At 70.7% G+C, this 22,403-nt stretch carries 24 protein-coding genes and 2 pseudogenes; 14 read left to right on the top strand and 12 right to left on the bottom strand.

Going from position 1 to position 22,403, the window contains the following annotated elements; genetic code table 11:
* Positions 1 to 42: 42 nt before the first annotated feature.
* From CCN44_RS05030 to CCN44_RS05000, 7 genes and pseudogenes are all read left to right on the top strand, one after another.
* Positions 43 to 1,296, top strand: coding sequence for an ATP-grasp domain-containing protein (locus tag CCN44_RS05030; RefSeq protein ID WP_237481068.1), 1,254 nt, complete (start codon positions 43 to 45; stop codon positions 1,294 to 1,296).
* The gene (locus CCN44_RS05025) at positions 1,293 to 2,456 is read left to right on the top strand and encodes an MFS transporter (protein WP_086696960.1); all 1,164 of its coding nucleotides are present in this window, start codon (positions 1,293 to 1,295) and stop codon (positions 2,454 to 2,456) included. Before CCN44_RS05030 ends, CCN44_RS05025 begins: the two co-directional genes overlap by 4 nt.
* Positions 2,453 to 3,106 carry an HAD family hydrolase gene (locus CCN44_RS05020; protein WP_033306511.1) on the top strand — a complete coding sequence of 218 codons (654 nt, stop codon included), beginning with the start codon at positions 2,453 to 2,455 and terminating at the stop codon, positions 3,104 to 3,106. Before CCN44_RS05025 ends, CCN44_RS05020 begins: the two co-directional genes overlap by 4 nt.
* 46 nt (positions 3,107 to 3,152) lie before the next feature.
* The gene (locus CCN44_RS05015; protein ID WP_033306510.1) at positions 3,153 to 4,013 is read left to right on the top strand and encodes an SPDY domain-containing protein; all 861 of its coding nucleotides are present in this window, start codon (positions 3,153 to 3,155) and stop codon (positions 4,011 to 4,013) included.
* 29 nt (positions 4,014 to 4,042) lie between these two features.
* Positions 4,043 to 4,531, top strand: coding sequence for a hypothetical protein (locus CCN44_RS05010; protein WP_033306509.1), 489 nt, complete (start codon positions 4,043 to 4,045; stop codon positions 4,529 to 4,531).
* 130 nt (positions 4,532 to 4,661) lie between these two features.
* Positions 4,662 to 5,687 carry an MSCRAMM family protein gene (locus tag CCN44_RS05005; protein WP_033306508.1) on the top strand — a complete coding sequence of 342 codons (1,026 nt, stop codon included), beginning with the start codon at positions 4,662 to 4,664 and terminating at the stop codon, positions 5,685 to 5,687.
* Between the two features lie 222 nt (positions 5,688 to 5,909).
* A pseudogene (locus tag CCN44_RS05000) lies at positions 5,910 to 6,245 on the top strand (ATP-binding protein); the annotation flags it as partial.
* A gap of 2 nt (positions 6,246 to 6,247) precedes the next feature.
* On the opposite strand, the pseudogene CCN44_RS04995 reads toward CCN44_RS05000, so the two are convergent.
* Positions 6,248 to 6,834, bottom strand: a pseudogene (locus CCN44_RS04995) (transposase family protein); the annotation flags it as partial.
* A 101-nt stretch (positions 6,835 to 6,935) separates the two neighbouring features.
* Positions 6,936 to 7,463 (bottom strand): DUF6584 family protein, encoded by a 528-nt coding sequence (locus tag CCN44_RS04990; protein ID WP_086696964.1) that lies wholly within the window; start codon positions 7,461 to 7,463, stop codon positions 6,936 to 6,938.
* 538 nt (positions 7,464 to 8,001) lie between these two features.
* On the opposite strand from CCN44_RS04990, the gene CCN44_RS04985 reads away from it, so the two are divergent.
* The 3 genes from CCN44_RS04985 to CCN44_RS04975 all read left to right on the top strand — a co-directional run bounded on the left by CCN44_RS04985 (position 8,002) and on the right by CCN44_RS04975 (position 9,587).
* On the top strand, positions 8,002 to 8,376 hold the full coding sequence (locus CCN44_RS04985) for an SPDY domain-containing protein (protein WP_086696959.1): 375 nt from the start codon (positions 8,002 to 8,004) through the stop codon (positions 8,374 to 8,376).
* Between the two features lie 86 nt (positions 8,377 to 8,462).
* Positions 8,463 to 8,753 (top strand): hypothetical protein, encoded by a 291-nt coding sequence (locus CCN44_RS04980; RefSeq protein ID WP_086696958.1) that lies wholly within the window; start codon positions 8,463 to 8,465, stop codon positions 8,751 to 8,753.
* Between the two features lie 15 nt (positions 8,754 to 8,768).
* Positions 8,769 to 9,587 (top strand): SPDY domain-containing protein, encoded by an 819-nt coding sequence (locus CCN44_RS04975; protein ID WP_086696957.1) that lies wholly within the window; start codon positions 8,769 to 8,771, stop codon positions 9,585 to 9,587.
* 538 nt (positions 9,588 to 10,125) lie between these two features.
* Here CCN44_RS04975 and CCN44_RS04970 read toward each other — a convergent pair.
* From CCN44_RS04970 to CCN44_RS04925, 10 genes are all read right to left on the bottom strand, one after another.
* Positions 10,126 to 10,824, bottom strand: a complete 699-nt coding sequence (locus CCN44_RS04970) for a hypothetical protein (protein WP_086696956.1) — start codon at positions 10,822 to 10,824, stop codon at positions 10,126 to 10,128.
* A 79-nt stretch (positions 10,825 to 10,903) separates the two neighbouring features.
* Complete coding sequence (locus CCN44_RS04965; protein WP_086696955.1) at positions 10,904 to 11,347, bottom strand: hypothetical protein; 444 nt, start codon at positions 11,345 to 11,347, stop codon at positions 10,904 to 10,906.
* A gap of 428 nt (positions 11,348 to 11,775) precedes the next feature.
* The gene (locus CCN44_RS04960) at positions 11,776 to 13,515 is read right to left on the bottom strand and encodes a relaxase/mobilization nuclease domain-containing protein (RefSeq protein ID WP_086696954.1); all 1,740 of its coding nucleotides are present in this window, start codon (positions 13,513 to 13,515) and stop codon (positions 11,776 to 11,778) included.
* Positions 13,512 to 14,129, bottom strand: coding sequence for a plasmid mobilization protein (locus CCN44_RS47740; RefSeq protein WP_404829630.1), 618 nt, complete (start codon positions 14,127 to 14,129; stop codon positions 13,512 to 13,514). The genes CCN44_RS04960 and CCN44_RS47740 overlap by 4 nt, the downstream gene beginning before the upstream one ends.
* Positions 14,126 to 14,362, bottom strand: a complete 237-nt coding sequence (locus CCN44_RS04950) for a hypothetical protein (protein WP_086696952.1) — start codon at positions 14,360 to 14,362, stop codon at positions 14,126 to 14,128. Before CCN44_RS04950 ends, CCN44_RS47740 begins: the two co-directional genes overlap by 4 nt.
* Positions 14,363 to 14,448: 86 nt before the next feature.
* Positions 14,449 to 14,640, bottom strand: a complete 192-nt coding sequence (locus CCN44_RS04945) for a hypothetical protein (protein ID WP_086696951.1) — start codon at positions 14,638 to 14,640, stop codon at positions 14,449 to 14,451.
* Entirely contained in the window at positions 14,640 to 16,283 is a 1,644-nt protein-coding gene (locus CCN44_RS04940) for a collagen-like domain-containing protein (protein WP_086696950.1), read from the bottom strand. The genes CCN44_RS04945 and CCN44_RS04940 overlap by 1 nt, the downstream gene beginning before the upstream one ends.
* A complete protein-coding gene (locus CCN44_RS04935) occupies positions 16,280 to 16,921 on the bottom strand; it encodes a WhiB family transcriptional regulator (RefSeq protein WP_086696949.1) in 642 nt (213 codons plus the stop codon). The genes CCN44_RS04940 and CCN44_RS04935 overlap by 4 nt, the downstream gene beginning before the upstream one ends.
* A gap of 161 nt (positions 16,922 to 17,082) precedes the next feature.
* The gene (locus CCN44_RS04930; protein WP_086696948.1) at positions 17,083 to 17,799 is read right to left on the bottom strand and encodes a zinc finger domain-containing protein; all 717 of its coding nucleotides are present in this window, start codon (positions 17,797 to 17,799) and stop codon (positions 17,083 to 17,085) included.
* Positions 17,800 to 17,801: 2 nt separating this feature from the next.
* Positions 17,802 to 18,692, bottom strand: a complete 891-nt coding sequence (locus CCN44_RS04925) for a helix-turn-helix domain-containing protein (protein WP_086696947.1) — start codon at positions 18,690 to 18,692, stop codon at positions 17,802 to 17,804.
* A gap of 852 nt (positions 18,693 to 19,544) precedes the next feature.
* On the opposite strand from CCN44_RS04925, the gene CCN44_RS04920 reads away from it, so the two are divergent.
* From CCN44_RS04920 to CCN44_RS04905, 4 genes are all read left to right on the top strand, one after another.
* Positions 19,545 to 20,015: an XRE family transcriptional regulator gene (locus tag CCN44_RS04920; RefSeq protein WP_237481066.1), complete on the top strand. Its 471-nt coding sequence runs from the start codon at positions 19,545 to 19,547 to the stop codon at positions 20,013 to 20,015.
* Between the two features lie 36 nt (positions 20,016 to 20,051).
* The gene (locus CCN44_RS45870; RefSeq protein ID WP_237481064.1) at positions 20,052 to 20,564 is read left to right on the top strand and encodes a hypothetical protein; all 513 of its coding nucleotides are present in this window, start codon (positions 20,052 to 20,054) and stop codon (positions 20,562 to 20,564) included.
* Positions 20,561 to 21,769, top strand: a complete 1,209-nt coding sequence (locus CCN44_RS04910; RefSeq protein WP_086696946.1) for an MAB_1171c family putative transporter — start codon at positions 20,561 to 20,563, stop codon at positions 21,767 to 21,769. Before CCN44_RS45870 ends, CCN44_RS04910 begins: the two co-directional genes overlap by 4 nt.
* A partial coding sequence (locus CCN44_RS04905; protein ID WP_244203883.1) for an amidase occupies positions 21,766 to 22,403 on the top strand: 638 nt, incomplete at its 3' end. The genes CCN44_RS04910 and CCN44_RS04905, both read left to right, overlap by 4 nt.

Genomic DNA, 22,403 nt, shown 5'->3' with positions numbered 1-22,403 from the left:
TCTTCCCTCGTCCTGCCGCCTACCGACTCGGAGAACCCCTTCTTGTCCGCTCGCCCCCTCGTACTCGTCGTCTCTCCGGGCGATGAGGCGGATCGCGGCTACTGCCTTGAGCAGGTGGCCGCCGCATACGACATCGTCCTGCTGACCGGCGCCGAGCCGTCGTGGGAGAAGCCGTACATCATCGACCACGCCGTAGCCGATCTGAACGACACCACTGCGCTGCTCTCCGCCGGTCGGGCTCTGGCGGACCGACACGACCTTGCCGGCGTTGTCACCTGGGACGAATGGCGCCTCATCTCCACCGCCCGCCTCGCTCGCGCGCTCGGTCTGGCCGCGAACTCCGTCGAGGTGATGCGGGCCTGCCGCAACAAGGCCACCGCCCGGACTCTGTTCGCCCGTCACGGAGTGCCGTCGGCCGCCTCTATGAAGGCGCGGACCCTGCGGGAGGCCGAACTGGCGACGAGGACCCTCGGCTTCCCCGCCGTCCTCAAGCCCGCCGCAGCGGCCGGCAGCATCGGCGTGATCCGCATCGACCGGCCCGAAGAGCTGCCCACGGCCTTCGAGTTCGCCTCTGTCGGCGCAAGCCGCAGCCGCGAGGACAGCGGCGTCCTGGTCGAGGAGTACCTCGACGGCCCCGAAGTCTCCGTCGAATGCGTCACCCACCGCGGCACCACCACGGCCGTCGCCGTGACCCGCAAGCGCCTAGGCCCCGCACCCTACTTCGACGAGACCGGCCACACCGTCGACGCCACCGATCCGCTCCTCGCAAAGGTCGCACCGACCGCCGCTGCTGCCATCAAGGCCCTGGGAATCACCGACGGCGTGCAGCACGTCGAGATACGCCTGGTCGGCGGCCGGCCCCGGCTGATCGAGGTCAACGCACGCCTGGGCGGCGACATGATCGGCCACCTCGTCCACCTGGCCACCGGCGTCGACCTCGCCCGGGCCGCCGCAGACATCGCCTGCGGACGTACCCCCGACCTGACGCCCACCCGCCACCAGACCGCGGCGATCCGCTTCATCTACCCCGCCTACTCCGGCACCCTCACCGCCCGCCGTGTCACGAAGCCCACCGGGGGAGTGGAACGCGTGCGCTTCCAGCGACAGGCCGGCGACCCGCTCGTGCTGCCACAGGACGGCGGCGATCTGTACAGCGCCCGTATCGGCTTCCTGATCACCACCGGACTGACCGCCGCCGTCGCCGAAGCCCGCGCCCAGGAGGTGTACCGCAACCTCGACGTCCAGGTTGCCCCGGTCCCGCCGGCGGCCCTGACCACCGGGGAGCACGCCGCGTGAGGCAGACCGCAGCGCCCGAGCTGATGTGTAGCCGCCGCCTGCTGACTGGGTACTTCGCCGGACTGGGTGTGGTGATGGCCGTCTGGGGCGCGCGTATGCCCGCCGTTCAGAACGCCGCCGAAGTGAGTACCGCCGGGCTTGCCCTGGTCCTGCTGTCCGCCGCCCTCGGCATGGTCGCCGGGCTCCAGGCGGGCGGACGCCTCGCCCGCCCGGCCCGTCTGCCCGTGCTGCTGACCTGCGGTGCCATTGCCCTCGTCGCCTGTCTTGCCGTCCTCGGGGCCTGCCGCAGTTTGGAGAGCCTCCTGGCGGCTGCGTTCGTCTTCGGCGTCGCGCATGGCGTCCTTGATGTCGCCGCCAATTCCGCGGCGGTCCGCTGCCAGAACGCCCACGGCCGGCCCATCATGGGCCGACTGCACGCGAGTTACAGCCTCGGCGCCCTCCTCGGTGCCGCGCTGGCCGCGGCCACCGCTCACACCTCACACACCGTTCTGTTTGCCGCGGTGGCAGCTTGCGCCGCTGCGGCGGCAGGCGCGACCACGCGGCTCACCCGCACCGTCGCCAGCCCTGCGCTCGAGTCCGTCCACCACGGTGCTGCACTGGGCTCGGGCGAGCAGAGGGGGTTGTCCCGGCGCCGATTGTGGCTGCTGGGTGCGCTTGCTGCTGCCACGCTGCTGGGCGAAGGAACCGCTGCCGACTGGGCGTCTGTCCACCTGCATGACCTCGGCGCGTCGGCCGCGACCAGTGCCGCGGCGTACGGCTTCTACAGCGCCGCCATGGCCGCAGGCCGTCTCGCCGGGGACCGGCTCACCGCCCGCTTCGGCGCGGACGCCGTCGTGCGCGTCGGCGCCGCTTTGGCCGCGCTCGGCCTCGCCACCGGACTGGCCGGCTCCACCATCGCCTTCGCCCTCCTCGGCTGGACGGCCTTCGGCCTGGGCCTGTCCGTCACCATCCCCAGCCTGATAACCGCCGCCGGCGCTGGCGGACCCCGCGCGGTCGCCACCGTCGCGGTCACCGGTTACGTCGGCCTGCTCACGGGCCCCGCCCTCATCGGCGCTCTCGCCACCGTCACCGCACTGCCGCACGCGCTGCTGCTGCCCGCCCTCCTCGCCGCAAGCGTCGCCGTGTTCGCACCCAAAGCCCTGGAGAAGACGACCCCTTGACCCGCTCCTCCGCCTCCCCGACTGGCGTGGACGCCCTGATCCTCGACTACAACGGGGTTCCGGGCCTGCAACCCACGCCTGCCATGTGGACCCGTCTCGCCGACCTCGCCGAGTGGCCCGGCCGACATCTCCCCTCGTTCCAGGACGCCTTCTGGGCTCCCCGCAACGCGTACGACGCAGGGGAACTCAGCGATCTGGCCTACTGGGCCAAGGTGCTCGGACACCACCCCGGCCCGCGATGGCTGCGCACCCTGCGCGATGCCGACACCGCCATGTGGACCCGCACCGACCCGCGCGTCCTCGACATCCTGTACCGCGCCCGGGCCGCGGGGCTGACGATGGTGCTGCTCTCCAACGCCCCGGCCCACCTCAGCAACGTCCTGGACGCCACCGACTGGCGGCGCGAGCTGATGGACGACGCCCTGTACTCCGCCCGCATGGGCCTGTGCAAGCCCGACCCGGCCACGTACAAACACGCCCTGGCCGCCACCGGCATCGCCGACCCAGCACGTGTGCTGTTCGTCGACGACCGCGAAGACAACTGCCAGGCCGCCGCCGAGCTGGGCCTGCGCACCCTGCACTACACCGGCCAACCCGCAGATCTGGAAGCGCAGTTGCTGCCCGCCCCGGTCAACGACCTCTGCGTTTGACACGCATGCAGCGCCACCGACTACCGCCCCGACCACCAGGACTTTCGTGCCCGACACCAACGAGATAGACGGCGACGTCTACATCTCCCCGCGCCATCTCGCCTCCACCACCGGAACCGGCGACCCCGCCCTCGCCCCGCTGCTCGACCTCGGCTGGGACCTCCGGTACGACGAGGACTCCAACGTGTACCTGAGCGCTCCCGACCGGCGCGTTCGCCTGGGTTACCTGCCCGAGGGCGAGGACGACGGGCTGTGGCGTATCAACGCCTACAAGGACTCGTTCGGCCCGCCAGCGTGGGGCGTCTGTTTCAACGATCGCGTCCCCACCGAGTTCGTCCAAGCGTTCACCACCGTCCTCGCCACGGCGTACGAGCAGGGTCCGGACACCTACCTCGCCCGGCCGGTCTCCGGGACCGACGAGCACGACCCCTTCCTCGCCGTCGTCCCGCTCCTGAAACAGGGCTGGGAGATCGACCGTCCGCGCTGGGGCGTCTTCGCGGTCCAGGCCCCGGACGGACACGCCGGCCTGGAGTTCACCACCGGCGACCTCGATCCGGAAGCCGAACTGACAACGCGGGACGCCCGCTGGCAGCTGTGGGCGGGCAAGTCCATCGACCGGCCCGTCTGGTACGCCACGGCCAGCACCGACACCCCCGTCACCCTGCTCACCGCCGTCACTGAGTGCGTCGCCGATCCGGCGCCGCTGCCCCGGTGGCGCGAGGAGACCTTCAGCTACATCAAGGGCATGGCCGAGCTCACCCCGATCCTTCCGCCAGGACCGCCGACCCCCACCCCGCTCGACGTGCAGCGGTCCGTCGCGTCCCGCCGCCCGGCCGCGCTCCCCGCGGCCAGCGTCCCGCGCTGGAGCACCACCAGCCGACCGGCCCTGCCCGGTCCACGCCGGTAGGACCAGCCCGCCCCCTACCGGAGACCCCCTTGTCCCTGCAGGCCCCTGAGTTCTTCGCGGAGCTGTGCCTCCCCTTCCACGACAGCACCGTCGTGGGCAACACCTACTTCGCCGCTCCCGTCCCCGGCGTACCGCTGCGGCTGCGGATCGATTTCACACGCACCATCCACGCGGACACCTACGGCGGGTTGCGTGCGGCGATCGTCCACCCGGAACGCGGCGAGATCGACGCGGTGGCGCTCAGCTTCGTGGATCACGGAACCTTCCACCGCCGTGACGAAGCCACCAACACCCGGCCGAACACCAAGCAGTACGGCACCTTCGACAAGTACCACCGCCCCGGCCGACCCCCGTGGGACGGGGCCGTCACCACCGGGCTGCGCGACGCCATCGAGCAGTACACCGCCGTCTGGTTCCCCGGCGCCTGGACCGCGTCCGAGCCGAGCCGCGCCGCAGGCCGGACCGCGCACACGGCTCCCGCCATGCCGGTCGCCCGCAGCGGCACCCGTGCCCGATGAGCCGCGCCTACACCGCCAGCTTGGCGTGTTCCGCACTTTTCCACATCTGTTGCCCCGCCGCCTCCCGCCCCGGTTTCAGGCCGAACCCGATGACCTTTCCCGCAACCTGATCCAAGGAGTCCTCCTCCTCGTGCACGCACGCTTCGTCCGATCCGCCGCCGTCGCCATCGCGGTGACCGGCACCCTCACCTGGGCGCCGGCCGCGAGTGCTCAGCCCTCCGAACCGCCCCCCTCGGCCTCCGCCGCCCCCACCGAGACACCGGCTCCGGACGCGGGCAGTGTCGAGATCACCACCAAGGACACGGCCGGCGACGCGCTCCCCGGCGCCGCGTTCCTGCTGCTCGACTCCGCCGGCGAAGAAGCCGGACGCGGGACGACCGACGCACAGGGGAAGCTGACCTTCGCCGACCTGGCGCCGGGCGTCTACCGGCTCAAGGAGACGGCGTCCGGCAGTCCCCTCCACGAGGTCGTCGCCGACCAGGACGTCATCGTCACCCCGGGCGCGACCACACGGCTGACGGTCACCGACCCGTTCAAGGCCGCCAAGGTTCTCCTGCAGGCCAAGGACGACAAGACCGGCAAGCTCCTGACCGGGGCGACAGTGAACATCGGCACCGGCACCTCGACGCTGCTCACCCTGACCACCGGAGCCAAGGGCACGGCTTCCGGAGAACTGCCGGTGACGAGCCGGAAGACGCAGTTCTGGGTTAGGGAGATCAAGGCCCCCGCCGGGTACGACCTCTACAAGCCGACGAAGACGTTCACCGCGGGCCCCGGCGCCCCGGTGACCGTGACCGTCACCAACGCCAAGACTGCGACTGACCCGAAGCCCGACCCCTCGGATAAGCCGACGGACAAGCCCACCAACGCCCCGTCCGCCCCGGGCAAGCCGAGCAGTGGTACCGGCCGGGCCACGCCCTCCGCGCCGGGCACCGGCACACCGGATACCGACTCTTCGTCCACCGCCGCTGTGACCCCGGCTGGCGACTCCACGCAGAAGGCACCGACAGGCTCCCTGGCCCACACCGGCGCCGACGCCACCCCGTGGCTGATCGGCGGCGCCGGAGCCCTGATCGCTGCCGGCGGAGGCGCACTCTTCGCGGCCCGTCGCCGACGCGCGGACAACTCCACCGACGACGGCTCCACCACGAGCTGACCTCACCCGCTTCACTCCGCAAAGCCCCCGGAATCGGATTGTTCGATTCCGGGGGCTTTGTCGTGGGTGCCTATATGGGGCCAGCTGATGGAGGCGTTGGAGGCGGCGCCACCGCCCCGACTGGCCCGTACCGCCGATAGCCGCCGTGGCCGTGAAGGCTCGTACTGATATTCGCCTTCAAGGGTGGACTCGCCGTCCCGTTCTGTTCGGGCGGTACCGAACGAGTGCGACGACCGGGCACCGCGCCGTTCCGAACGCCGCATCAGGGCCGCGGCCTTCCCGAGGGAGAAGTCCCTGCGGGCGTTCGACTTCGATGCCAACCCCAGCGTTGACCCGGCCACCGTCAACACGCTCGCGACCTGCGAATGGGTGAAGAAGGGTGAGCTGCTCTGTCTGATCGGCGACTCCGGCACCGGCAAGTCCCACCTGCTGATCGCCCTGGGCACGAAGGCCGCCATGCAGGGCTTCCGCGTTCGCTACGTGCTGGCCACCAAGCTGGTCAACGAGCTGGTGGAGGCCGCGGACGAAAAGCAGCTGTCGAAGACGATCGCCCGCTACCCCGGCAATTCGCTCTGCCCGCGCTCCCCGCGGTGCGGGATGACCAGGCCGGTGCCCCAGTAGCCGCCGTCGGCGATCACGCTGGTGCGGCCGACGGCGGCCTTGGCTCCGGACAGTGCCCACGCCTTGCAGTCGTTGCGGTTGCCGGGCAACGGCTGGCCGACCACGACGATGCGCCGGGTGTCGGCGTCGATGACGACCTGGTGGTTGGTGGAGTAGCGGTAGTTCTTCGACCGCTCGGCCACCGGGTGGGAACCAGGGTTCCGTCCACGATGAGCACGGTGTCCTTGCGAAACCGCCTGCGAGGCTTGAGCGCGAGCAGGGGACCAAGGTGGCTGATGATGCGGTCAGCTGCGGACTTCGAGACGCCGAACAGCGGTGCGAGCTGTCGCAGCGTCAAGTTGGTGCGCCAGTACGCCGTGACCAGCAGCACCCGGTCCTCCAGTGGCAGGCTCCACGGCCGACCTCTGCGGACCGCGTCAGCTCCTTCGTGCCGCAACTGCGCCACCAACGTGCCGAAACAGCGAGGGCTCAACCCGGTGAACGGGGCTATCCAGGACGGCTGCGACGCCGTGATCACAGCAGACATCGCGAGATCATTTCACTCGTCGCCAGGTACCCCGCTCATGGCAGTTCTGGACGGTCCCACCGAACCTTGAGCGGCGCTCCTCACCGGCCCTGGTGACCTGGTCAGTCGAAGAGGGCAACGACTCCATTCACCCAGATCGCGAGGAACGCAAGGGCCCCCACCAGGCAGCCGACGCCCGCCAGCACACCGCCGACCGTCCACGGCTCGGCGGGCGCCTCGTACTTCTCCTCCAGGCCGTCCCGGTAGGAGGCGGGGTCGTCCCAGTCGACCGGGTGCCCCAGCTCCTCGGCGCAGGCGGTCCGCACTGCGACCAGCTGCCCCTCCGCGAAGGCGGTGGCAGCCATCGCCTCGGGGCCGCGCCAGGCGAGGGCTTTCATCCGCCATCCGGGAGACCCGTACCGCGCCTCGAAGGCGGCGGCCTCGTCGGCGTTGCGGTCCTCTTCGAGGTACATCCAGCGTCCGGCTTCGGCGGCGTCGCCGTAGAGCCGGTACACCTCGGCCAGACGCCGGCGGAGCGTCAGGTCGTACGGGAATGACGAGACGAGACCGCGCAAACGCTGGCGCGCGACGGGCACCCGGCCGGCGGCCAGGTCTGCATCGACTCGGGCAAGGGTCTCTCTCAGGGGCATGAACACATGATCTGGTACCGCACTGATCCGCGTCGACCGGGTTTGTCGCTCAGCACTCGCTCGCTCTCAACGGCATCGGCTGAACACCACTGAGACGGGACACCATCACTTAGGGGACAGCCCCTATTAGGCGAGGTCTGATCCATGCCGCGCCCGTCTGACCAACCGGTCTCGGACTGCGGCCGATCGGCCACTGGGGCCATTGGTAGTGAGATTCGGTCACGGAACCTGAGATCCCACAATGGCAAGGGACAGCAGTTGTCCGTTGCCATTGAACCCAGTCGGCGCCGATCCTTGCCATCCAACCGAGTCGTCCCAGATCAGCCGGGTCTGAGCCACCCAGTTCGGCAGGACCGGCTTTGACAGTCAACCCAGTCCGCGTAGGTCGGAGTCTTTGACCGGACTGGGTTGGCTGTCGACGGACAGCAGTTCGCCGGGGGCAGACAGGAAAGATCGCGGAAAGACTGGCCAACGCGGGCGAGGGCATGTCAACGTAGACGACCTTGCAAGAAACCCCAGGTCAGAGAGGTGATTACCCGTGACCGTAGCGCCCGTCGGCCCCGGTTTCTCTACCACCGTCGAAGCCCTGCGGCTGCGCGAGTGGCAGCTCGGCCCCGGCCAGCCCACGCTCGTCATGGACCAGTTCTCCGCAGAGGACTTCCACTTGATTGTGGACGACCGCGCGGACGTGCACGTCAGCTCGAAGGACGGCCGCTTCTACCTCGGCTGGTTCCCGCTCGGCCGCCCCGGCACCGACGGCGAGGGATGGAAGATCGCCGTCACCGGCACGGCCAAGGTGCGCGGCTACCACATGTCGTTCGACACCGAGACGCCGGCCGACATCGTCGCCGCCGCTGTGGCGCGCGTGCTGGAGACCTCACGTCGCGTACGACAGCCAAGCGCCCACGAGTAGCCCTCACTCTGGCGGGCGGCCGGCCGGCTGTCGGGCTTCCGCCCCTTTCATCGCTCACCGTTTCCCCTCACCCCAGGAGGCTGTTCGTGACGTCCTCGGAGATGACCGTCGGTGATCTCATCGACCTGCTGTCCGCCTGCGACCGGGATGCTCCGGTCCGCCAGGCCATGAACCCGTTCTTTCCGATGGCGCACCGCCTGGCGCAGGTCGTGCAGTCCGTGGACGAGGCCGGCCGGACCGTCGTCTACCTCGCCGAGGGGCGGGACGAGGACGCACAGCTCGGCCATCTGCCGCCCGAGGTCGCCGTCGCCCTGACCTGGCAGGGCCCCGTCCAGTCGCCCCCGCGCCGCCCCCGCCGCCGCGCCGGCGGCGACTAGACCCGCACCGAGCCCTTGGAGGCGCCCCTGTACCCCGACTTCCCGCTCGACCCGTCCATTCCGCCCGGCGGCCAGCCCGCGTTCTGGGTCGGTCCCCGGCATCTGGCCGGTGACGATGGGCGCCTCTACGACACCGTCGCCGACACGCTCGCCGGCCTGGGCTGGACGAGCCTGACGATCGTCCGCGGACGGCACGAGCCCGACGAGGCGCCGGAGGACCGCCAGGTCCTGCGCAGTACCGTCCTGCACATCAGCCCCGACACCCTCCGATGGGCCCAGTGGAGCCTGGCGGACGAGCCGTTCCACCTGGGAGATTTGCCGATCGCCTGGCAGATCTCCACCCGCGCCGAGACGAACACCCCGCTCGCTCAATGGTCGGCCTACTTCACTCCCGATGTCCCCGGCGAGGCCGTGGCCGACTTCCTCGTTGCGCTCGACGCCCGAGACCAGCCCGCCGTGCCGCTCGCTGGCCCCGAGCTGGTCCTCGACACCGTCGCCGCACACGGCTGGCTCCGCGACATCGACCAGCCCCACGTGGCAGCGACGGACCCGACGTTCACCTCGCACATCAGCCTCGGCGAGGTACCGCCCCTCATCCAGGACGCCGACCCGCGCGCCCTGACGACCGAGGCCGATGAGGCGGGACCGGCCGGATGGCAGGCATGGGCCGAGCCCGCGCTCGGCGCACCCTGCCTTTGGGCGGCGAGCTTCGGTTCCAGCGTCCCGCACGACCTCGTGGCAGCCTTCGGCGCCTCCCTCAGCTCGACCGCACCGGTCCTGCGCCGGGTGCTGCCCGAGGCCACCCGGGAGCGACTGCTGCGGGCGCCGGCGTAGCGATCGACGGCGCCCCTCAGCCCGACGGAAGAAGCCCGGTCCTCCCGAATGGGGGCCGGGCTTCTGGCATTTCCCTCCGGGGCTCGGGCGAGCCATCGAGTCGGAGGAGGGCGGCCCGGCGACGAGTACAAGGTGTCGGGGCTGCCCGTCTCAAGCGGGGCAAAGTGGCCACGCTTTGGCGTGGCGGTGCCGCTCAACATGTTGTAATCGGTGGCACGTTGAAGCGGGGCAAGGTGGCCACGTTTTGGCGTAGTGGTGCCACATTCCTGTGCGGCTGAATAGTCGTATGCCTCGAACCGAAGAGAAGCAGCAGCCAGCCCTTGAACTCCGTTGCGGTGGAGTGCAGGTCATCGTTCAACGCATCTCGCTCTGGCTGGTGGCGGCCGTCGCCACGGCCTTCGTCACGACGATGGGGAGTGGACTCGCAGCATGGTTCACGTCCCGTTAAGAACCTGCTGGACCGTGCAGCGTGGCGAGCCGCACAGCACTGCTGCCCCCCGACCATCTTGGTCGGGGGGCAGCAGTGCGTCGGGTTCGGTCAGCCGGCTGCCGTGGCCTTGGCGAGGGCCTTGTCGAGGTGGCGGTCGACGAGGGCCGGGGAGCCGGAGACGATCAGCAGCAGGCTGCCGTCGCGGATCGCGGTCTGCTTGACCACGGTGCTCCGTCCTCCGGTGGAGAACGTCAGGAGCTGGCTCCACTGCTCGTCACCGAGGCCGTGGGGTGTCGGCAGCTTCTGCGAGGCCATGTCGATCGGGGTGCCACCCACGACGACCTGATAGGTCGGGCAGCCGGTCATGGCGTCGAAGATCCAGCCGATGCCGTCGGACAGTTTCTCCGCGCTGTCGCTGTACAGCTCCTCCGAGATCTCTGAGGAGCTGCCGCCGTAGGTGAAGGCCGTCTTCGCCTTGTGTGGGAAGGTGAGCGTGCCGCCGCCGGTTGCCGCGTCGCCGCCCAGCTCGCTCAGGGCCGGGCAGCCGATGACGGTGACGTCGTCGTGCTGGGTGGGGCGCTCCGGCTTGCGCAGGTAGCCGCTGCCGAGGTCGCCCTGGTTGAGCAGCCGCGTCTCCAGCGCGGCCGACGTGAGCGGAGCAGCCTGCTGGGCTGCGTCGGCGGGCTTCCCGGTACGGGCGGAGGCGCCGGTGCCGGGCTTGGTGCCGGTGGTGTCGGTGGAGCAGGCGGGCACGGCGAGGAGGGCGGCGGTGATGCCGAAGACGGTGGTGGCGACGCGAACGCGCATGACGGAACTGACCCCTTGGTGCTAGGCGACGGGTGGTCAGTGCGGGCCCGCGGGCCCGGTGGGGTCGTAGGAGTGGAGGTCAGTGCCCGAGGTGGCGCAGGCAGTCTTCGAACGTGGCGTGCGTCGCGTCCGCCGGCCCGGAGTTCCGGTTGAACCAGGCGGTGTCGAGGCGGGATTCCTGCTGCTGGTGGCCGACCCGGCAACGCAACCAGATCTGGTCGCGGGTGGAGAGGATGAGCCAGTCCCGATACGCGCCGCACTCGGAGCAGGCGACCATCTCACCGTCGAGGACGAGTGGCTGCTTCCACGGCATCATCTTGCCGTCGAGCTGGTCGTGGCTGGGCACCCGCAGCTCCGGCGGAAGGAAGTCGTCCACCACGGTGGTCGGCTCGGTGCGCTCCGCCTCGGCCGACGGCACCCCGAACCCGGGCGGGACCTGGTTCTGCAGCCGCGCATGCAACTCGGCGAACTGGCGTTGTGCCTCGCTGGGCTGCTTGGTCCGGCGGCGTGTTCGGTGAAACACCCTGGCGTCCTCCTTTGCCTCGTCCTGCTCGCTTCATGATCGTGCCCGACGCCCCCGGCGGTTTCAATTCACAAAGTCCACAGTCGCCTTCGCGCAGGTCACAGGGCATCTCCTCGCTCGGGGCAGGGGATGACGAGTTGGCCACGGAGCGTGTCTCCGAACTGCGCGGTGACGTTCCCAGGGTGTGCCCGAACGCACCTCGTGCTCTCCGGCCGTCCACCTTCGCGGCGCCTGCTCGCTCGACTCGAGGCACCTGCGCCACTCTCTTCCCTCCTGTGTGCGCACCCGTGCTCCCACTCCGCAGCGTGGGCCCGCACGCCGCCGGGGGCCGTCGTGGCGTACGGCCATGCCGTGGGCGGCGAGCGCGGCGGTGGCGGTGTCCTTGCTCTCGGTGGTGCGCTGAGACTGCACTCAGGCACTCGCAAGGCTCACCGGGTCTTGCCCGATGTCTCCTCCCCGCTGCGGTGCCTGCCGGGCGAGTTGGGGCGGGTCGCCGTTCTGCGCGTAGAGGACTTGCGCCCTGTGGTGCCGTTCTCGGACAAGGGCGAGGCGTCGGCGGGCAGATCGGCCGTCCGCCGCAGCCGCCACACCAGCACGTCGCTCACCGAGTCCGCGGTGTCGAGTTCACGGCGCCCTGCGGCGTCGGACAGGAGGGCGGCCGGGTCGTGGCCGGCGGCTTCGGCGTCCGCGATGGTCGCGGCCAGGGCGTACCACCCGGGCTCGGCGAGGATCTGCTCGGCGAGTTGGGGCAGCGCCTCGCGCAGCAGCACGGTCTGCCGCTGGAGCACCGGCCGGCTCAGACGCCGGCCTCGCTGGTAGAGCACGCCGAGCGGCTGGGCGGCGGCGGCCTGGTAGGCGGTGCGCAGGTGCTCGGCGGCCCGCGCGGCGGCTTCGGCCTGCTGGGCGTGGCCCTTTCTCGCGTGCCAGTGGGCGGCGGCGGTGATGAGGAAGAACAGCATGTCGATCGCCATCGCGGTGGTGGCACCGTCCTCACCGCGGCCGAGGGCGGGCCCTCCGTGGACGAGGTCGCGGGCGGCCTGCCGCAGCGCGCGGTCGTGCCCGCGTACGGCGCGTACGTGGGAGCGGGAGGCCCGCTCGAACGCTGTTGCGGCGTCTCGCAGTTCGCGGCGGGTGTGTGCGGCGGAGGTCTTCGCGAGCGCGTCCAGGACCTCGCCGGCGGCGGCGATGTGGGCGGCGGCGACCGCGTCGTCGCCGTGCTCGACGATGAGCACGGCCTGCCCCGCGGCCGATGCCGTCCTGCGGCGGGCGGAGGCCGGGGTGCCGGGCCCGGTCCGGGCCGTGTCCTTCTGCCGTGGAGTCGGATCGGCCCAGGTGTCGCCGGACCAGCGCTCCCGGATGCGGGGCAGCGACAGGTCGGGGGCCAGGCGCGCGCCGGGGTAGAACACCGGCTCGCCGTCCTTGTTGAGGTCGTCGGGCAGAGCGACCTTGTATCCGAGGAGGTCTCCGGAGGGCGCGGCGCGCTTACGGATCAGGAGGCCGGCGGCGGCGAGCCGGTCGAAGAACTCCTCGTCACTCCTGGCACCGGACACCGCGCGCCGTACCGTCTCGCGCAGCTCCTCGCGGGCGGTGCGCTCGCGACCCTGGCGTTCGGCCTTGTGCCGTTCGGCACTGGTGGGCCGCTGTGCGGCGGTGCCGTCGCCGGGGGCGACCTGCCGGAGCCCGAGTTCCTTCTCGATGAGACGGGCTTCGGCCTGCGCCCGTTTACCGGATCGGTGGTGGTCGGGGCGTCGGCCGTCTTCGCGCACGAGGGTGGCAACGATGTGGATGTGGTCGTCAGCGTGCCGCACGGCGGCCCAGCGGCAGCCCGCGCCGTCGCGCGGGTCGATCCCTGTGGCGGCGACGATGCGGCGCGCGATGTCCGCCCACTGGTCGTCGGTCAGGATCGGGTCGTCGGGCGCAGCGCGCACTGAGCAGTGCCATACGTGCTTGTCGGGGCGTTGATCCGCGGCAAGGAGATGGAGGGGCTGGTCGAGCAGTTGCCCGAGATCCTTCTTGGTAGCTGTCGCATCGCGTCCGGGGTCGGGCGACATGCCGTCGAAGGAGGCGACGAGATGTGGATCTACGTGTTCCTCGTGGGTTCCCTTGCCGTAGAGGTAGTACAGCAGGCCCAGGGTGTGGCTGCCCTGCTTGTGGATCTGTGGAATCAAGGCGCCTCGTCTGCCTGCCGGTTGGCTACCTTGTCGGCAGCCATCCTCACCGCGTCGGCCGCTCGGTGGACGTCGGCCATCACCTGGGTCAGCTGGGGAACGTCACCGCCGGAGTTGAGGATCTTGGCGGCTTGGTTGAGGTTGCTGCCGGCCCAGCCGAGCTGCCGCCTCATCGCGAACAGTTCGGTGAGCACGTCGCGTTCGGTGGCGATGGCGACGGCGGTACGGGACTGGTCGCGGGCCATGGCTAGCCCGGCGTAGGCGAGGAACCCCGCCACGCTCATACCGGCGGCGTCTGCTCCGGCCTGGATGAGAGCGAGTTCGGACGGGTTGAGGCGGACGCTGTGCGCGCGACGCTGCTTCTTGTCGCGCGGACGAGCTCGCCCCTTCGGCCGCCCCTTGTGGGCGGCTTTTGGCTGCGATCCGCCCTCGGTCGCAGCCTTCCCGACTGGCGCCCCCTGGTGCCAGTCGGGCCCCGCCACCCCAGGGGCGGGGACGGGTTCGGACACTGCCCCCTCGGGGGAGTGTCCGAACCTCCATCTTGCTCGCCCCGAGACCGAGTTGGAGTTGCGAGCAGGTTCCGGGGTGGTGCCGGTCTGGGTGGGATTCGTCATCGGATTTCGGGCCTCATGGTTCGGGTGTGGTGCTGGATGGTCGCGGCCAGCGCGACGACGTCGGCCGGTCCCGTGAGGACGCGGACGGGTCCGTCGGGCCGGTTCTGGACGAGCCACTGGCCGGTCGGCGTGAGGACGGCGGCGTGGAGGAGCTGTCGGCGGACCAGGACGTCCGCCCAGGCGCTGGCCTCGGCGGCGGTGGGCTCGGAAGTGCGAGGGGGACGCGAAATCACTGCGTGTCTCCTGGAACGGGGCGGTGGCCCGGCACGGAGCCGGGCCACCCTTTGCCGATAGGGCGTTGAGCTGGGGCTTTACCGGTTCAGCCGCACTCGGGGCAGCGCCCGACGTGGGTGCTGAGCGCCCGGGCCATCCGCTGCTTCGTCGAGGCAGCCTGCTTTGCGCTCGACTTCGCCGCCGGCCTGCCCTCGTGCCGCTTGGAGTGGGCGAGCATGAAGCCGATCTCCCGCTCGTACTCCGCACGGACGGTGTCGAACTCATGGCAGGTCTTCATCAGGCGGTGCTCCTTGTCTTCGTGGTGTCGTCGCTCCGCAGTTCCCGGAGGACGAGGCTCAGCCGGTCGTTCCGGCCGCCCTTCAGGCCCTCGCGGCGGAGGATCTCCCGCAGCTGGACCCGGGTGACGGCCTCGTTTCCGTCCCGTTCGAGCAGGGCGGGGACATGGGGGCGGACCTGCTGGACGAGCTGGTCCACCGACTGCTCCAACTCACGTGGCGTGCGCTGTGTCTGCGGGGTGCGGGACCGGCCGCGCTTCCCCTTGCTCTTCGTCCTGGTCTTCGTGGTCGTCTTCCGCCGGAGGGGGACCTTGTGTCCCCGGTCCCCGGTGGGCTCGGTCCCCGTGTCGGTGTCGGTCGGTCCCCGGTCCCCGGTGGGCTCGGTCCCCGTGTCGGTGTCGGTCGGTCCCCGGTCCCCGGTGGGCTCGGTCCCCGACTCGGCGGCGTTCGGTCCCCGACGCGGATCTGGGCCCTGAGCAGGCACTTCTCGCGTCAGGCGCTCGGTCCCCACGCCTCGGGCGTCCCCCTCCGAGGCTTCCGGATTGGCGGGACCGGTCCCCGGGACCGCGCCTCCTTCTTGGGCCTCGGTCCCCACCCCGGTCCCCGCGTTCTCGCCTTCGGTCCCCACGCCTGCCGACGTCTTCGAGTCCGCAATTTCGGGGACCGGTCCCCTCGGGGCGCTCGGTCCCGCGCCCCCGTCCGACTCGTCGGGACCGTGGGGACCAGCTACGGGGACCGGCGCCTTCGACGCCGGCTGCGAGGGGACCGTGGCTGCCGTTGCGGTGCTCTGCACGGGGGACCAGGGCGAGGGCAGCGGGACCGTAGCGAGCGCGAGCGCGTGCCGGCGGGCGGCGAGCTGGTCGAGCAGCTGCGCGCGCTGGAGGGGGTCGGTGCCGACCGATGCCCTGCCGACCGCCTTCGACAGGCGCCGCGTGAGGTGCCGGCCGCGCCAGCTCCGCTGCTGCTCGGGTGTGCGCTCGGCTAGGCGGGCGGCGAGGGCGACCGCGCGGGTGGTGGCCCGGTCCCGTGTGATCTGCGCAGCGTCGCGGTCTCGCGCGGCGATGCCGAGGCGGGACAGGAGACGCTCGCGTGCCTCCCGGCCCAGGACGGCGATCAGTCCGTGGGAGGCGGCGCCCGGGGTGCGCAGGCGCAGCTCGATCCCCATCGCGAGGTGCCACAGCATCGCCGCCATGACCGGCCCGACGAAGGCCCTAACCGTGCCGCCGACAGGACCGCTCTCGGCGTAGGCGGGGATCACCTGCACACCGGTAATCACCCAGACCAGGGTGCCCGGCAGACCAGGAGCACCCTGAGTGGCCAGGTTCTGGCGTGCCATCAGCGCGGTCGCGAAGAGCGCCAGCTCGGCCGCGGCGAACATGCCGGCCCGCTCGGCGGTGCCGGCCATGTCGAGGAAGTCGGCCGCGAAGCGCCACGAGGTGTCGGCGCTGTAGGCGGTGCAGCCGAGAGCAGCAAGGGCAGCGACCTTGACCGCCGGACCGCCGAGACGTTTCTGCGGGCGCGCACCCCGGCGCCGGATCGTCCAAGCGACCAGCACCACCACCAGCACGAGGGCGGCGGGCACGCCGGCGGCGAGGAGGAGAGGGAGGTCCGGAGCGGCGCTGAGGGCGAGGACGGGGTGGGTCATGCGACCTTTCCGAGAGAGGCGTGCGCCGGAGTCGACGCTGCCGGACGGGCTACCGGCTGCTGTGTGCCGGGTGCAGCGGGCGCGGGGCTGCCTGCTGCCGGGGTGGTCTTCTTCCGCTTCTTCTTGGGCCGCGGCACGCCGTAGGTGCGGTCGCGGTCGAAGACCTTGTTGGCGGCCTGCCGGAGCAGGTCTCGGGCGTGCTTGTGGCTGATCTGCAGGGCGGCGGCGAGCCGGCCGGGCCGCCAGCCGCGTACGTAGGCGTGGTCGATGACGACCTGCCGCTCGGCCTCGGTCAGGTGCACGTCGCGTCCCTGGAAGAAGGCCGTTACGCGCCGGTAGTCGAGGCGCTGGGGTAGTCCGTCGTGCAGGGGGCGCCGCTCGGCTTCGGTGAGGCCGCCCCAGACGCCCTCCTTGAGGGCGTTCTCCAGGGCGAAGTCGAGGCAGTCGCGGCGTACCGGGCACCAGCCGCACAGCTCCTTCGCTTCGGCGATGTCCTCGTGGTCCCGGGGCCCGGGGAAGAAGACGGCGTCGGCGTCCTCGACGTCCATGCCGTGGCACGCTCCGCGGGTGTGCCAGCTGGTGTCTCCGATGCCGCGCAGGCCAGTGGCCGGCGCGTCGTGGGTGGTGATGTGGCGCAAGGCGATCTCCGATGTGCTGCCGCGTCGGCCGAACCGGGACGGTGCTCGGCGGGGCGGCGTCGGGTGCCGGCTGCGGCGCGCGGGCGTACGCCGCAGCCGGGGCGGGACGGTGATGTTGGGAGGCGGTGCACCGGACGAGATGCACGCCCCGGATGCGCTGGTCAGGCCATGGCGGGCTGTTGAGCCTGCTCGTTCTGCTGGGCCTGCTGGGCGGCGGCGAGGTCGAGGCGGCCGGGGTGTGGGGTGGCACGCGGGGCCGTTCCGCGTACCCCGTCGTCGGGGCCGATCCGGCGGCGGCGACACGGCTCGCCAGGCTGGGCCAGGCACCACCCGCAGCGAACGCTCAGGGCGTCGGGCAGCCCCTGCGCGACGGCGGCCTCACGGGCAGCTCGGGCGGGCCGGTAGGGCGCGAGGGCGGCTCGGGCAGCGGGCGGTATGCAGGAGCCGATCTCCCGCAGCCGCGCCTCCAGCCTCGGGTCGATCCCGTCGCGACCGCTGGTGATCGCCCGGGCTTGCGAGGGCTGCGCGGTGCCGGCGGCGACGGCGCGGCGGGTGCCGACCAGCTCGGCGGTCCAGGCGGCCTGGTCGTCCGGGTCGACGGACGGCGTGGGATCGGAGTGCCGGGCCAGGCGGTCGCGCCGGTAGCTCTCCCAGGGCCGGACGACGTCCGCGGGCAGGATCTGGTACGGCGAGGTACGGATGTGCTGGCGGGCGGCGACGCGGGCGTCCCAGCCGTGCGGGGTGGCCATCGGCACGTCGCCGAGCAGCTCGTGCCACTGGGCGAGCTGGTCGCGGGCCTCGCCCTGGTCGGTGCGGATGGTGCGAGGGTCGAGTCGGCCGATGTAGGCCAGCAGGGCGGCGGTTTCGCGGCGGTCCACGGTCAGCCCTCCGTTCCGGTCGGCTCGTCGAGGGCGGCGAGGAGGGCGGCGGTGTGTGCCTCGGCCCGCGTCATGCCGCTCGGCGCGGCAGTGGCCTTGCCGGGCACGGCGTAGAGGTTCGGGCGGCTGGGGGCGTGCTCTCGGGCGATCCAGGAGCGCCAGTCGGCAGCCCAGGCTTCCGCCGGCCTCGGCTTGAAGTCGGCGCGGTGGGCACGCCACTTCGCGTCGGCTGCCTGCAGGCCCTGCTCGCCGAGGCGGTCGAGGTGTCCCTGCTGGCGGGCCCAGGTGTGGGTGGCAGGGTCGACCTGCCACTCGGCAGCCGCGATGACGGCAGCACCACCACTGCTGCTGTACCTACGGTTCAGATCCGGTTCACTACGGTTCTGTGTGCCGGTTTCCGGTACATCGCTGTGCCGGTTTCCGGTACGTCGAGGTGCCGGTTTCCGTCGGGACCTGCCGGATTCCGGTACTGCCGGTTTCCGGACCCTCGCGGGGGATTCCGGCACCTCACGGGGGCGGATTCCGCACCGCCGCAGGGCCGAGATCCGGAGCGCTGGGGTGGCCTCGGGCCCCTCCGCCGGCGCCTGGTCGGCTTCCTCGTCCTCCGCGGTCTCTGCCACGGCCTTGGCGGCGAGGGGGAGGCGGTAGACGGTGCTGCGCTGCGGGCCGGTGAGGTCGTCGAGTTGCTCCAGCTCACCGGCGTGGACCAGGCGCTCGATGGCTTCGCGCACCGTGGAGACGGAAGCGCGCGTGCGCTTGGCCAGGCTCGACAGCGAGGCCCAGGAGACGCACTGCTCGTCGGCCACCCGGTCGGCGATCGACAGCAGGACCAGACGCGCGGTCCCCCGGCTGGAGCTGTGCTCCCACACCCACTCGCGGGCTTCGCTGCTCATCGGCCGCTCCCGATGAGCAGTCGGGGCCGACGGCCCGCCGAGGCCGGGATGGTGTGTTCCGGCTCGGGGCGCTGAAGCGCCGAGGCGGAGGTGGCTGCCGCGCAGGTCAGGCGGAAGGGCCTTTTGCGCAGGGCAGGAGGCATGCGATACTCCCCTTTGCAGTGTTGCCACGCTGACGCGCCCCTTGGAAGGACTCAGCGTGGTGATGGTGGGCAGTCACCGCCCTTGCCGGGGCGGGTATGCCACTTAGCGTTCGGCGTCCGTGAGTTACCGCTCTCGGGCGCCGTCGCTGTATTACGGGACCTTCTCGGTCCGGTCCGTGCTTACTGGCTCCTCACGTCCGTCATCGCGGGCGGCTGCCCGGGGACGACGAACATACGCACGGGCCCCTGTCAAGATCCAGACTTGGTTCTTAAACTCTGTACTGGTTGCAGACAGTCACCGCATGATCTACCGCCGGAGCCATCTGTGGCACTCGGCGCGGCCTGCCCCCTGGCGTCGAGGAGCACCGTTGCCGCGGTTGTCTCGTACGCCAAGAGCGTGCCACTGTGTCCGAAATGGAGCGGGTGTCTGGTATTTCCCGCAGCGGAAAAGCGATGTGAATGAGGTGTTTCCACTGTCGCCCCCACGCTTTCCGGTCGAAGATCAAAGCCTTGCGTGCCAGACGTGACATATGTCGCTGGGCGAATGTGGTTCGTGCCACGTCGCCTGGCATGCTCCTGCCGGTAGAAACGGACAGGCCGACCTGAAACAGGCGGTACACGCCACACGGAAACGTGCTGGCGAGGAAGAACTTTCCATATGCGGGATCATCCCGTCAACTGGTGTTTATGGCGGGGTAGGGTTATCGAAGTGACGGCGAAGTCCACCCGGGAAAGGATCATGAAAGACTCCACCGAAGGTCAGGTGAACCCCAAGGGGCTCATGGACCGCCTTAACCGCCTGTTCGACACGGTGCACCCGCCCGGTCGCGGCCCCTTCAGTAACGCCGAAGTGGCCGAACTGATGGAGAAGCGGGGGCTGGGCAAGCTGTCGGCCCAGTATCTGTGGCTCCTGCGGACGGGGCAGCGCGATAACCCGACGAAGCGTCATCTTGAAGCGCTCGCAGGGTTTTTCGGTGTGGAGCCCGCCTATTGGTTCGATGACGCCGTCGCCGAAAAGACCGTGCAGGAGCTTGAGTTGCTCGCGCTGCTTCGCGACGCGAAGATCAAGAACGTTCTTCTTCGTCTATCCGACGTATCCGCAGACGGAAAGGATGCCGTCTTGGGGATCGTCGAGAGCGTACGAAAATCCGAGGGGCTGCCGCCCTCAACTGGCGTGTAAAACGGGCTTAGTTCAGTAAGTGATCAAGGAAAACCAATGTGGTCTGCACGTAGGCTCCGCCAGCCTGACCTCCTGGCCGAGCTGAAGCTCCCGGACGTCATCAATATCCGCGATCTCAGCGACGAGGTCTCTCGCCGCACGGGACGGAAGGTGGTCCTAGAGGCCCGGGAGCAGGCACCCTCGGTGTGCGGGGCATGCGCCATCACAGAGAGTGCTGTCCACGTGTTCTACGACCCGCGGACCAGCCCTCTGCATCAGGACCACATCATCGCCCACGAGTTCAGCCACCTCCTGCTCGGCCACCACGAAAGCCGACCGGTGTCCGCGCTGGCCCCGACGTTCATCACCAGCGTGGACCCGGCCACCGTGCAGATGATGCTGGGGCGCACCAAGTACGACGAGGACGAGGAGCGGGACACCGAACTCCTCGCTTCGCTGCTCCAGCGCCGGATCATCGACCGGTGGCTGCGCAGCGACGAGTCCTCCGGGGACGAAGTGCAGGACCGGGTCACACACACGCTCCTGCGCCGGCGGGAGGCCAGGTCGTGAAGGACCTGCTCCATCCGATCAGCCTCGTCGTCGCCACGCTCGGCTTCCTCTGCCTCCTGCGGGACGTGCCGACCCGCCGCCGAGACCCCGCCTCCACCGCATTGGCCGCCGTCTTCCTGCTGTCGGGACTGTCGTTCCTGTTCTCCATCACGCCGATGTGGAACTACCTCGACCGCGTCCTTGGCACCGTCAACCTCTCCGTGCCCCTCGCGCAAGGCTGCGTGGTCGCCCTCCTGGCCTGCCAGCAGGTGGTCCTCACCTACTGGGGATCCCCGCCCGAGGTCGCCCGCCGGCTCAGTCGCCGGTGGCTCGGGGCCGGCTTCGCAGTGATCGCCGGGCTGCTGGTGCTGTTCGCCCTGCTGACGCCCAGCGCGCCTCATCCGATCGACTTCACGCTGTACTACGCGCACGATGACTGGTACGCCGCGTACCTCACCCTGTACGTCACGGCCTACACCATCGGGGAGCTGTTCCTCGCCCGCGCCTGCTGGCGCCTGGCCAGCCGCAGCACCCGCGGGTCCGTCCGCTACGGCCTGCGCATCGTCGCCCTCGGCGCCACCGTCACCCTCGGATACAGCGCGGTCCGCATCGGCAACGTCATCGCCGGCGCCTTCGACGCCTCCCTCGCAGACTGGGAGGGCTTCGCCTGGACCTGCGGCGATGTCGGCGCCATGCTCACGCTCATCGGCTGGCTCGTACCCACCATCAGCGACCAGGCCCAGAGCGTCCAGTACCGGATCAAGCAGTACCGCAGCTACTACGGCCTGCGCCCCCTGTGGCTGGCGTTCTACAGCGAAGCGCCCGAGATCCAGCTGCCGATCGACCGAGTCGACCCGGCCCAGAGGCGCCGCTTCCGCCGCATCTCGATCCGGCTCTACCGCCGAGCAGTCGAAATCCGGGACGGCCGGTTCGTGATCCGCCAGTACCTCGATGCCGCCGTACGCGAGGCCAGTGAAGCGCACCACCGGGCCCGAGGGCTTCACGGCCACGAGCTGTCGGCCGCCGTCACGGCCGACCAGATCCTCGCCGGAATCGCCGCCAGGGCCGAAGGCGCCCGCCCGGCGCCCGACCAGCTCACCGAATTCGCCGACTCCGAACGCCAGACCAGTCGGCCCATGGACGACATCGACGCTCTCCTCGATGTCGCGCGCCACCTGCCCCGCCAGCCCGCACGAGCCCTCCACCTTGAGCGAGTCTCCGCATGACGACCGATCTCACCCACCAACCGGCTCACGTCCAGCTCCAAGCCCTGGACCGTCGCGAGATCTCCAGCCGCGAGCTGCTCGACCTCCACCTCGACCGGATCGACGCCAGCCACGTCAACGCCGTCATCACCCGGGACGACGAGGCGGCCCAGGCCGCCGCACAAGCGGCAGACGAACGCCGCGCCCGAAACGAGAAGAGGGGAACCCTCGACGGCCTTCCCCTCACGATCAAGGACAGTTTCGAGACGGCCGACCTGCGTACTACCAGCGGCGCCGAGGACCTGGCGGATCACGTACCCGCACGTGACGCCGACGCGGTTGCTCGGCTTCGCTATCAAGGCGCCGTGATTATGGGCAAGACCAACACCCCGGTGTACTGCCAGGACCTGCACACGGACAACAGCCTGTTCGGGCCCACGCTCAACCCGCACGACCCCAAGCACACCGCCGGCGGTTCCTCCGGCGGCCCCGCCGCCGCAGTCGCCGCCCACCTGACCCCCGCCGACCTCGGCAGTGACCTCGCCGGTTCGCTTCGGCTTCCGGCTCACTATTGCGGCGTCTACGGCCTGCGTCCCACGCACGGAATCATCCCGGCCCGCGGCCACATCCCCCGCCCGCCAGGATGGATCACCAG

It is taken from the genome of Streptomyces tricolor (genome assembly GCF_002155905.1).
Taxonomy (GTDB): domain Bacteria; phylum Actinomycetota; class Actinomycetes; order Streptomycetales; family Streptomycetaceae; genus Streptomyces; species Streptomyces tricolor.
Note: the sequence above shows the minus strand (reverse complement) of the source record. Positions and strands in the feature narration are given on the sequence as shown.

Bases quoted from the DNA above. Each gene is read 5' to 3' on its own strand.
- CCN44_RS04990 (WP_086696964.1), bottom strand. From the start codon at position 7,463: ATGCCCCTGAGAGAGACCCTTGCCCGAGTCGATGCAGACCTGGCCGCC.
- CCN44_RS04970 (WP_086696956.1), bottom strand. From the start codon at position 10,824: ATGCGCGTTCGCGTCGCCACCACCGTCTTCGGCATCACCGCCGCCCTC.
- CCN44_RS47740 (WP_404829630.1), bottom strand. From the start codon at position 14,129: ATGACGAATCCCACCCAGACCGGCACCACCCCGGAACCTGCTCGCAAC.
- CCN44_RS04945 (WP_086696951.1), bottom strand. From the start codon at position 14,640: ATGAAGACCTGCCATGAGTTCGACACCGTCCGTGCGGAGTACGAGCGG.
- CCN44_RS04940 (WP_086696950.1), bottom strand. From the start codon at position 16,283: ATGACCCACCCCGTCCTCGCCCTCAGCGCCGCTCCGGACCTCCCTCTC.
- CCN44_RS04925 (WP_086696947.1), bottom strand. From the start codon at position 18,692: ATGAGCAGCGAAGCCCGCGAGTGGGTGTGGGAGCACAGCTCCAGCCGG.
- CCN44_RS45870 (WP_237481064.1), top strand. From the start codon at position 20,052: ATGTGGTCTGCACGTAGGCTCCGCCAGCCTGACCTCCTGGCCGAGCTG.